The organism is Pedobacter sp. 01T416_2, from assembly GCF_056398925.1.
The window spans coordinates 1-10,847 of sequence record NZ_JBFTQI010000104.1; the positions used below are offsets into that span (position 1 = coordinate 1).

The 10,847-nt window shown below is 37.4% G+C and carries 11 protein-coding genes; 6 read left to right on the forward strand and 5 right to left on the reverse strand.

Features of this window, described 5'->3' with window-relative positions:
• The 5 genes from AC1DPQ_RS06660 to AC1DPQ_RS06680 form a co-directional block, all read left to right on the forward strand.
• The coding region (locus tag AC1DPQ_RS06660; protein ID WP_477608494.1) for a riboflavin kinase at positions 1-217 on the forward strand (217 nt) is incomplete at its 5' end.
• 511 nt (positions 218-728) lie between these two features.
• Positions 729-2,942, forward strand: a complete 2,214-nt coding sequence (locus AC1DPQ_RS06665) for a monovalent cation:proton antiporter family protein (protein ID WP_477582372.1) — start codon at positions 729-731, stop codon at positions 2,940-2,942.
• A 123-nt stretch (positions 2,943-3,065) separates the two neighbouring features.
• The gene (locus tag AC1DPQ_RS06670; RefSeq protein ID WP_477582370.1) at positions 3,066-4,100 is read left to right on the forward strand and encodes a DUF2157 domain-containing protein; all 1,035 of its coding nucleotides are present in this window, start codon (positions 3,066-3,068) and stop codon (positions 4,098-4,100) included.
• A gap of 53 nt (positions 4,101-4,153) precedes the next feature.
• Complete coding sequence (locus AC1DPQ_RS06675) at positions 4,154-5,239, forward strand: PDDEXK nuclease domain-containing protein (RefSeq protein WP_477582368.1); 1,086 nt, start codon at positions 4,154-4,156, stop codon at positions 5,237-5,239.
• 5 nt (positions 5,240-5,244) lie between these two features.
• On the forward strand, positions 5,245-5,667 hold the full coding sequence (locus tag AC1DPQ_RS06680; RefSeq protein ID WP_057932242.1) for a secondary thiamine-phosphate synthase enzyme YjbQ: 423 nt from the start codon (positions 5,245-5,247) through the stop codon (positions 5,665-5,667).
• Between the two features lie 6 nt (positions 5,668-5,673).
• On the opposite strand, the gene AC1DPQ_RS06685 is transcribed toward AC1DPQ_RS06680, so the two are convergent.
• The 5 genes from AC1DPQ_RS06685 to AC1DPQ_RS06705 all read right to left on the reverse strand — a co-directional run bounded on the left by AC1DPQ_RS06685 (position 5,674) and on the right by AC1DPQ_RS06705 (position 9,488).
• A complete protein-coding gene (locus tag AC1DPQ_RS06685) occupies positions 5,674-6,642 on the reverse strand; it encodes a YihY/virulence factor BrkB family protein (protein ID WP_477582367.1) in 969 nt (322 codons plus the stop codon).
• A 159-nt stretch (positions 6,643-6,801) separates the two neighbouring features.
• The gene (locus AC1DPQ_RS06690) at positions 6,802-8,121 is read right to left on the reverse strand and encodes an alpha/beta hydrolase (protein WP_477608496.1); all 1,320 of its coding nucleotides are present in this window, start codon (positions 8,119-8,121) and stop codon (positions 6,802-6,804) included.
• A 156-nt stretch (positions 8,122-8,277) separates the two neighbouring features.
• Complete coding sequence (locus AC1DPQ_RS06695) at positions 8,278-8,655, reverse strand: DoxX family protein (protein WP_477582363.1); 378 nt, start codon at positions 8,653-8,655, stop codon at positions 8,278-8,280.
• Positions 8,652-9,071, reverse strand: coding sequence for a VOC family protein (locus AC1DPQ_RS06700; protein ID WP_477608497.1), 420 nt, complete (start codon positions 9,069-9,071; stop codon positions 8,652-8,654). Before AC1DPQ_RS06700 ends, AC1DPQ_RS06695 begins: the two co-directional genes overlap by 4 nt.
• A 6-nt stretch (positions 9,072-9,077) precedes the next feature.
• Positions 9,078-9,488: a transcriptional regulator gene (locus AC1DPQ_RS06705; protein WP_477582360.1), complete on the reverse strand. Its 411-nt coding sequence runs from the start codon at positions 9,486-9,488 to the stop codon at positions 9,078-9,080.
• Between the two features lie 144 nt (positions 9,489-9,632).
• Between AC1DPQ_RS06705 and AC1DPQ_RS06710 the strand changes: the two genes are divergently transcribed.
• Complete coding sequence (locus AC1DPQ_RS06710) at positions 9,633-10,619, forward strand: GlxA family transcriptional regulator (RefSeq protein ID WP_215125498.1); 987 nt, start codon at positions 9,633-9,635, stop codon at positions 10,617-10,619.
• The last annotated feature ends 228 nt before the right edge of the window (positions 10,620-10,847 follow it).

Here is a 10,847-nt window from a genome sequence, read left to right on the forward strand (position 1 = left end):
GGCCTACATCGGGCAACGCCCAACCATTAACGGAATGACAAGAAATATTGAAGTAAATATTTTCGATTTCAACCAGGAAATTTATGGGCAGGACATTAAAATGAACTTTTTGAAATTCTTGCGTCATGACGTGAAATTCACCGGATTAGAAGCTTTAACTGTTCAGTTACAAAAAGATAAGGTGGCTACTTTAGCTTATTTTGAATCTGTAAGTTAACAGATTTAAATCAGATTTTGCTTTCAAAAAAGCCTCATTTTCGTTATATTAGCGGCAATGAGGCTTTTTTACATCATCTTTTTTCTGTCTATATCCATTAATTTTGCGGCCTTCGCATCGCAGGAAAAAAGAAATGATGTACCATTAAAAAACACCAAAATAAGTTTCATTTCAAGCAAAAAAAATATCAAATCCAATTCTGATTTTAATCAGGATAGTGAAAGTTTGCAAAAAGATTTCATTAACAGTCCAATTATAAAAATATCATCCAGTGCGTTTGTACTGATCACTTTTTTGCTGTTTCTTTTTTTCAAGAACAAAACCATCAATACAAAAGTTGTAATCAGGAGATTAAAATATAATTATTGGTGCCTGTTTAAGATGCTCTACCCAAAACATGTTTTTTGGTAAGTAATTTCATTTTTAACCACAAATGTGGGGTTTTCAATAAAATGCCGAGTAACAATACTCGGAAATAAATTATTTAATCATCAATACCCATTTTTTATAGATGCATTTACCCGATTTAATTGCCGATTTAGGATTAATCCTTGCTGCTGCAGGGATAACCACCCTCATATTTAAACGAATTAAACAACCGTTGGTTTTAGGTTATATACTGGCCGGCCTGTTGGTTGGCTCACATTTAGATTTTTTCCCTTCAGTTACCGATACAAAAAGCATCAATATTTGGGGCGAAATAGGCGTAATTTTCCTTTTATTCAGTTTAGGTTTAGAATTCAGTTTTAAAAAACTGGTTAAAGTTGGCGGTTCTGCCTCCATCACGGCGATCGTGAAAGTGCTTTTTATCATTCTGGCGGGCTACTTGGTAGGTAAAGCAATGGGCTGGAAAGACATGGATAGTTTATTCCTTGGGGGTATCTTGTCCATCTCATCAACAATGATTACCATTAAGGCTTTCGAAGAACTTGGTTTAAAACATAAAAAGTTCGCAGGCCTGGTTTTTGGCGTTTTAATTGTTGAAGATCTGGTGGCCATCTTGTTATTGGTACTATTCTCTACCCTGGCGGTTAGTCAGCAATCGGCAGGTACAGAAATGCTGTATTCCATTTTAAAACTGGCTTTTTTCCTAGTACTTTGGTTCTTGGGCGGAATATTCCTGGTTCCTTCATTTCTTAAAGCAACCAAGAAATTAATGAACGACGAAACCATGTTGGTGGTATCTTTAGCGTTATGTTTGGTAATGGTATTACTGGCCGATAAGGTGGGCTTCTCTCCTGCCTTGGGGGCATTTATTATGGGATCCATTTTGGCAGAAACCACACAGGCAGAAAGAATCGAACATTTAACCAAATCAGTAAAGGATTTATTCGCAGCGGTATTTTTTGTTTCGGTCGGTATGCTGATCGACCCTTCAATGCTGGTTAAGTACGCTGTACCAATTATCGTTGCTACGTTAGTGATTATTTTAGGGAAAATTATATTTACCATTTTAGGGGCGTTATTATCTGGTCAGCCGTTAAAAACTTCGGTACAATCGGGCATGAGTTTGGCGCAGATTGGTGAATTTTCATTCATCATTGCCTCATTAGGCTTAACCCTTAAAGTAACAAGCGATTTCCTTTATCCTATTGCGGTAGCGGCAGCAGCGATCACTACATTTACTACGCCATATCTGATTAAACTATCTGAACCTTTTTACCGGTACTTGAACCGTGTTTTACCTAAAAAATGGTTAGATGGGATCGAAAGATACAGCTCCAGTACCGAAGGAATTACAACATTAAGCGATTGGAAGGTTTTATTGAGGTCTTATATTTTTAATACCATTATCCACTCCGTGATTATTATTGCGATCATCTTTTTAGCCTACAGGTACGTTCAGCCTTTTATTGTGAACAATATTTCCAATAGTTTAACTTCTATTATTATCAGCGTAGTGGTTTCCTTCATTTTAATGTCGCCATTTTTATGGGCGTTATCTATCCGAAGGATCCAGCGAACAGCCTATTCCCACCTTTGGCTGAACAAAAAATATACCCGGGGGCCGTTAATCGCAATCGAGTTTTTCAGAATTGCCTTAGGCATTTTCTTTGTAGGTTTTTTAATGTATGAGTTTTTTGATACCTGGATTGCCGCTGTAATCGCATTAGTCCTGATTATCTTAGGTATGGTCATCTTCTCCAGGAAACTGCAGTCTTTTTACGATAAACTGGAAAGACGTTTCATGTTGAATTTAAATGCACGTGAGCATCAAAAACCTAACATTTTACCCTGGGATACTCACTTAACTGAAATCACTGTTTCCCCTGAATCGGAAGTAGTTGGAAAAACACTTACCGAATTAATGATCAGGGAAAAATATGGCGTTAACATTGCTTTAATAGAACGTGGAAGAAATAACATTCCAACACCGGGAAGAGATGAGCGGCTTTATCCAAACGATAAACTGCTATTAATTGGTGCTGATGATCAATTGGCTGCTGTTAAAGTACTTTTAGAAGTTGATGCGCCGGAAACAGCTGAAGAAAATAATTTCCCGAATAAAGAAATGACCTTACAAAAGGTAGTTGTTCATGCCGAATCGCCTGTTTATGGATTAAGTATTAGAAATGCAGGTATCCGCGAAAAAGCACAGGCATTAATTGTTGGCATAGAAAGGGGTACTGATCGGATATTGAATCCTTCCTCAGACTTTGTATTCGATAACGGCGATGTAATTTGGATTGTTGGGAACAATAAGAAAATAAAAGAGGTTATTTAGTTAGTCCCGAGTCATAAGTCCGAAGTCAGGAGTCTAGATGCATAGATAGTATGTTTTTTCACTTTCGGACCTCCGACTTCTGACTTCCGACCAAAAAAACTATCTTCGTATATAACCTAACCTATGAAAGTTGATAGAGAAAAGAGTGAGTTTCTTGATGATATGATTGAGCAATGGCAAAGTGATGGCTTAATTAATGATGAAACAGGCGATAAACTCCGTAAAAGTTATGAAGCCAAAAACTTCGATTGGTTACGCCTGGCACAGTATGCTTTTTGGGTAGCCTTGGCTTGCGGTTTTATTGCACTTGGATCGCTCCTCATTGATAATTCGATCTTGAACTATTTAAAACGGGTTTACAATACACCAAACATCGTAATTGCTATTGTTTCTGGCGGATTGGCAGCATGGCTTTATATTTTAGGTTTTAAGCGAAAAAAGAAACTGGCCCATTTAAAGTTTAGTAATGAAGCTATCGTTTTCTCAGCAATTTTACTTACCGCAAATGCCATTGCTTATTTCGGGAAGGCACTAGACAATGGATCTGGCAATTTCTCCATCCTTATCCTAATATCAGTTTTCATTTATGGTGCTTTAGGTTATATATTCAATTCGCGTTTAATCTGGATTTTTGCTTTGATATCTTTAGGTGCCTGGTTTGGTACTGAAACAGGTTATTTAAGCCGTTGGAATTATTACTTCCTTGGCATGAATTATCCTTTGCGCTTTGTAGTTTTTGGCGCTGCATTAACCGCAGCGTCGTTTATTATGAAAGCTTTCCCCAAAACACACAACTTCTTTCAGGTTACTTATATCGCAGGAATGGTTTATTTGTTTGTCTCGCTTTGGGCCTTATCCGTATTCGGCAATTTTGCCAGTTTAGAAGAATGGTACAAGGTTAGACAGCTAAGCCTATTTTATTGGGCATTAATTTCAGGAGCTATCTGTGTAGCAAGTACGCTCTTTGGTTTAAAATACCGTGATGACATTGCCCGCGAGTTCGGCATTACTTTTCTCTTTATTAATCTTTATACACGCTATTTCGAATACTTCTGGGACAGTTGGCATAAAGCTTTATTCTTTTCGGTACTGGCGGCCTCTTTTTGGCTGATCGGCAGAAAAGCAGAGAAAATATGGAATGTAGAGTTTTTGAAGTAAAAGTTAACACCAGTTTAAAGTAAAAAAATCATTCTCTCAATCTATAAGATAAAATGCAAGTTAAAAAGCAAAATTTATATACAAAGATTATTGAACTGCTTAACCAAGCGAGGCAAAATGTAGCACAAACCATTAACAATACAATGGCTACTGCTTACTTCGAAATTGGCAGAATGATTGTTGAAGAAGAGCAACACGGGAAAGAAAGAGCAGAATATGGTAAACAAATTTTAAATGAACTTTCTGAAAAATTAGGTACTGAATTTGGCAAAGGTTTTTCGAAAAGAAATTTAGAACAAATGCGCCAGTTTTATTTAACTTATTCAATTGCGCAGACAGTGTCTGCGCAATTGGGAAAAGATCAGACAGCCCTTGACGAATTCAAAAATGAAGAAATTGCCGATACAGTATCCCGTAAATCTATAAATCAGCAGACACTGTCTCCGCAATTCAAACTTACATGGTCTCACTACCTTAAGTTAATCAGAATAACCGATGTAAACGAACGTAATTTTTACGAAATAGAAGCAATAAAAAATAATTGGAGTTTACGCGAGTTGCAGCGCCAATATGATTCAGCATTATATACACGTTTAGCAATAAGCAAAAACAAGGAAGAAATACGATCACTTGGCCAGAAAGGACAAATAATCGAAAAAAATAAGGATTTAATAAAAGACCCCTACGTACTGGAATTTCTAGGTATACCCGAAAAAAGCTTTTATTCAGAAAATGACTTAGAGCAAAAATTAATCGATAAACTCGAACATTTCTTATTAGAATTAGGCAATGGCTTTACCTTTGTAGCCCGTCAAAAAAGAATAACTTTCGAAGAAAAACATTTCAAAATAGATTTAGTTTTCTATAACCGTATCTTAAAGTGTTTTGTACTTATTGATTTAAAAATCGGAGAACTAAAACATCAAGATATTGGTCAGATGCAGATGTATGTGAACTATTTCGATAGAGAAGTAAAACTTGAGGATGAAAACAAAACGATCGGTATTATCCTTTGTCAAGATAAAAGTGAATCTGTTGTAAGATATACACTTCCAGAAAACAATGAACAAATTTTCGCAAGTAAGTATTTAACTGTTTTACCTAGCGAAAAGGATTTCATTAAAATCATTGAGAATTAATTCAAATGAAAATATACCAACAAGCCTTAGCACTTAGAGAACGAAGAAGAGGTTTCCATATCATTACTGATGAGGTTGAGGATGCCCTGCCTCAAATTGACGAAATTAACATTGGCATTTGCCAGGTTTTTATACAGCATACTTCTGCTTCACTTACCATCAACGAAAATGCAGATCCTACGGTTAGGGTTGATTTTGAAATGTTCTTTAATAAAACTGTAAAAGAAAATGATCCCGATTATGAGCATGACTATGAAGGATCGGACGACATGCCTGCCCACTTAAAATCGGCACTTTTGGGCAGTTCAGTAACCATTCCGATTAGAAACGGCAGATTAGCGCTTGGTACCTGGCAGGGCATTTATCTTTGCGAGCACCGCAACCATGGCGGCCAAAGAAGATTAATCGTTACAGCTTGGGGCGAATAAATAATTTTAAACTTTCTTAACTTCTTTTTTAATTTCGGGATGATTATCCTGAATGGATTTACTTCCTGTTTCTATCTCAATTTCTTTTGTGGTAACGGCATAATGAGAAGGGTAAATTTCAGATCCAAAAGCAACTGCATAAGCTTTGGTAAATTCGGCACCAAAATATAAAATGATGGAAGAATAATAAGTCCATAAAAGTACAACTACCAATGAACCTGTTGCGCCATAAGTACTCCCAACATCGCTCTGCCCTATATAAAGTGAAATGGCAAATTTACCGATCATAAATAGTAAAGCGGTAACTATTGCACCAGCAATTACATCATGCCATTTTATAATTGCATCTGGCAATACCTTAAATATTACGCCGAATATTAATGAAATAACAGCCAAGGTTACAATTTGATTAAGGATGTAAAATACGATAACAGATATTTCGGCAAAGCGGGCTTGCAAGCGATCACTAAAGGCATCGAGTACAGATGTAACCGCTAGCGAAACCAGCAGTACAAAACCTAAACTGATAATTACAGAAAATGATAGAAAACGATTTTGCAACAGCTTCACCCATCCTCTTTTCGGCTTCGGTTTTAAACCCCATATGGTATTAATAGAATCCTGAATATCGCCAAAAACGGTAGTTGCCCCAATTAATAGGGTGATGATACCGATAATTAAAGCAATGGTGCTTTTCCCATCCAGATAAGCATTCTTGATCAACTGCTGTAAGGAAACGGCCGATTCTCTACCTAAAAATCCCTCAAGCTGGGCATAAACCTGTCCTTCGGCTATTTCTCTCCCTAAAAATATACCGCACAAAGAAATAATAACCACGAGCAGTGGCGCCATGGAAAACACCGTATAATAGGCTAATGAGCCACTAAGTTTCGTTACTTTATGATCATTAAATCCTGTAAACGATGCTTTTAAAATGCCCCATATTCCTTTTAAAGTGATTTTATTCTTTGCCATAACAAACGATTTAAGATGAGATGCTCTAAACTTAAACCGCTCATATTTTGAATTGTTTGTTAATTAATGAGGCGAATACAAGATGTAAAGAAACCAAATGCACAAAAAAAGCTCCGAATTTGGTCGGAGCTTTTTCTTTATCGATTAGACGATTTTATATTATTTGGCCTTAATCCATGAAGCAATATCGTTAACTAAAGTTTCAGACACGCTTACCGCTGCTTGATACTGGGCCATTGTACCCTTTTCGGTTTGAGAACTTAACAGGTGGTTTAAGTCTGGGTAAAATTTAAGAACCACATTTTTCTTTTTACTTAAGGCAGCATTCCATAAATCAAAATCTACTTTGCCCACCTGAAAATCATTACCGCCCTGCAATACGTATATTTTAGGTTTCGAAAGGCTTTTTGCTACAGCAACCTGATTGTAGGTATTTAAATCTGTCCAATATTTTGCAGGCAGTCCTAAAATTAAAGAATCAGGTTTTATGGTAGTTCCCAACTGCGAAATTCTGCTTTTATCAATTTCCACATAAGCATCTGCCAGTTGTTTTTTAAAGGCAGCTGTTGTATCGTTAGCCTGATCGAACATATACTTATTCTGATCAACAATAATATCTGTTAGTTTTCTGGCAGGTGTTGCTGCCAAAATAATTCCTGCTAAATCAGGTGTAATGGTGGCCATTTTAGGTGCCAGCATTCCGCCTAAACTATGGCCAAATACATAAACAGCTTTAGGATTAGCGCCAACAACAGTTTTTGCGAGTGCAATAGCTGCAGTTGCATCATCCAGCACTTCTTCTTTTACTGTAAATGCTTTATTAAATTCATTCGGATAGATTAAGGTCCGTTTTACATAACGAACAGAAGCAATGCCTTTGGAGGCTAAACCGCCAGCTAAATCTTTAAAGGGTTTATTCGCACCAACTGATTCATCCATATCTGCCGGACCAGAGCCATGTACAAAAACCACAATAGGGAAATTTTTGGCATTTTTTGGCGTGGTGACAATGGCTGCCAACTGTTTTCCTGCCGGCCCAATATATACCGATTTTTCTTTGTATAAACTGGTATCAACATAAGTTGGTTTTAAATAAGCGGCCGCTTTTCGAGACGGCGCGAGGAAGATTCCGACGATTTTCTGTAGTTTATTAAAACCTAAAATAAAGTTCTGATCCCCGTTGGCAAATTTACCTTCTACCGTTACTGCGAAAAACTCGCCCTGAGCTTTACTTTGAACGGCATCTAACGATTCTGCCTTTCCATATTTTGTTCCAATATCTCCCCAAAGTTTCTTTAAACTTTCTTCCGTTAACTTCGTTTTTAAAGTATCATCAAAGAAAGCGTGGGCATCTTTAAACTTCTCTTCCTGCAACAGTTTAAAAAAGTCGTTTGCACCGTTGAACAGCTGGATCACATTTTGAGAAAATGCTGTAGTTGTAAATAATAAAGCAATTATAAATAAAAGGCTTTTTTTCATCCGTGTTTTGTTTTAATGGTAATGATTCTTCATGATTAATCCTTTTCTGGATCTAAAAAATCATGATGGTTCATGTATTGTGTTTGGTTGTTTACAATACCCAAAGTTAACAATATTTGGTTCTGAAAAGCCGCAACCTAAACTAGCCGTTTAGTTTTAACTAATTTTAACATTTGATGCCAGTTTCTTCCACAAAATGTATGGGATAAACATAATTACCAGGGCAATAAGTGGAGGGATTAAAAGCGATATGCCATCGCCAACAAATGCCCTGGAGGCAAAGGCACCAATAAAATTAATGGCAAAACCTGCATAGGCCCATTCTTTAATGACAAAAAATTTATTTTGGAGGATGGATGCCGCCCCAAGCAGTTTTGCAATACCAACAATGATGAGCAGATACATCGGATAACCGAGGTGTTTAAATACTTCTTTACCTGCTTCCTGTTGAGTAATCCCTCCAACGCCATCCATAATCATCATTAATGCGAAAATAATGGTGGCAATCCAATACCATGTTTTTAACTTCTTCATATGTATCTGTTTTTATCGTAATTTATTAACCAATTATTCCCAAAGCGATCTGTTAAATCGCCAAAAAGTGCGCCCCAAAATGTTTMCTGTAGCGGATGGGATGCCTTCCCTCCTGTTGAAAGTTTACGGTAAAAAGCCCGGGCCTCTTCTTCCGAATTACAATTCAGCATCATAGCAATCGAATTCCCCTTAACTAATCCGCGTTCTTCTACCATATCTGTTGCCATAATCACCAAATCATCTTTAGCCAAAACAGCATGCATAATACTCCGCTTCATAATATTGGGCATTTTATCAACAATAAGCGATTCTCCAATGGTTTCGAAGGTCAATTCTCCTCCCAAACAACCCTGATAGAATGTCATTGCTTCGCGGCAGTTGCCGTTAAAAGTGAGATATGAATTTATACTTGCCAATTGATTTTATTTTTTGATGCCTACCATTAAGCGCACATCTGTTTCGTTAATATACATTTCGAGGCAATAGCCGTTTGGATCAATGTTGGATTGATTGAGCAATTTTTCGAAGCTCTTCCCAATCTGGCTAACATCTTTCATAAAATCGGGAACCACTTCACTAATAAATGTTCCTTTCTTTATGGTAAAGGCTTCGACATCAAATTTCTCAGCTTCGCCATCTGTTATTTCTTCAACGGCAGCCTTATAAATAATCTCCCGTTTTTCGTTAGGCCTGCTTATTCCAAAATACCTGCGTTGCTTATCAAGTGGAAACAGGGCATGAAGTTTTTGATGTGCCGCCAAAACTCCGTTTGGGAAAGATTCGGCAGTAATGCACATTACCTTAATATCCTCATTTAAAATATACTCTTCCATTGTCATTATCGGCATTACCGCTTTAAAGATTCAACTGTAAACGATTAACAACACAAACATACGGGCAGAAATTAACAAGCTAAATATGTAGAAGCGACAATTGCGGGGGTTGTTTACGACAATTAGCCTCGTTATATTTGGATTATGAAACATGTATCTATCTTAATTCCAGAGACTGCCGTGATTGAAGCCATTGCAGATCCCCGCTATCTATTTACCGCTGTTAACGAGTTTTTACAGGCATCGGGCAAACTCCCGCTTTTTAAAGTTGAGCTTATAGGGATGACGAAAGAGGTGAGGTTGAACAATAGCCTTTTTTCTGTGCACGCCGATAAACTGTTGCATGAGGTTGAGCATACCGATCTTATATTTGTACCAGCCATTAGCGGCAATATAGGTTATGCGATGGAAGCTAACCAGGAGCTACTACCCTGGATTATAAAACATCATGCTAAAGGTGCAGAAGTAGCTTCGCTCTGTATGGGTGCATTTTTACTGGCTGCAACCGGCTTGTTAGATGGGAGGAAATGTTCTACGCATTGGCTGTTTGCCAACCAGTTTAGAGAGATGTTTCCTGAAGTAGAGCTGGTTGATGGTAGTATTATTACCGATGCTCAGGGTTTATACTCTAGCGGTGGTGCAAACTCTTACTGGAACTTACTTTTATACCTGGTTGAAAAACATACGGATAGAGATACCGCCATTTTAGCGGCAAAATACTTCGCTATTGATATCGATCGCGAGAGTCAGCTGGCTTTTATGATGTTTCAAGGGCAGAAGGGACATGAAGATGCGAAGATTAAAAAAGCGCAGGAATTTATTGATGGCAATTACCAGGATCGGATTACGGTAGATCAACTGGCCGATATGCTGGCGTTGGGTAGAAGAAGTTTTGAGCGGAGATTTAAAAGTGCGACCAAAAATACAGTAATCGAATACATTCAAAGGGTTAAGATTGAGGCTGCCAAGCGGAGTTTCGAATCGAGCAGGAAAAACATAACTGAGGTGATGTTTGATGTGGGTTATACAGACACAAAATCGTTTAGAGATGTTTTCAAAAAAATTACCGGCTTAACACCGATTGAGTACCGGAACAAATACCATAAAGCCGTACCTGTTTTACAGGTTTAACTCATTTATAGGGAAAAAATAAAAAAAATTTAAGCTGCACACAATATATTCTATTTACAGCGTTTATGTATGTGAGAGCGTTAATTTAGATGACGGGGATACTGCCTAAGGGTGGAATCCCCGTTTCTTTTTTGTTTGTTATCCTGAGGGATAATTTATTGTATAAAAATCAATACGAATGACAGGAGATTCTTTTTTCCAGTAATAGGGTGCGAGGAATCGTCATTG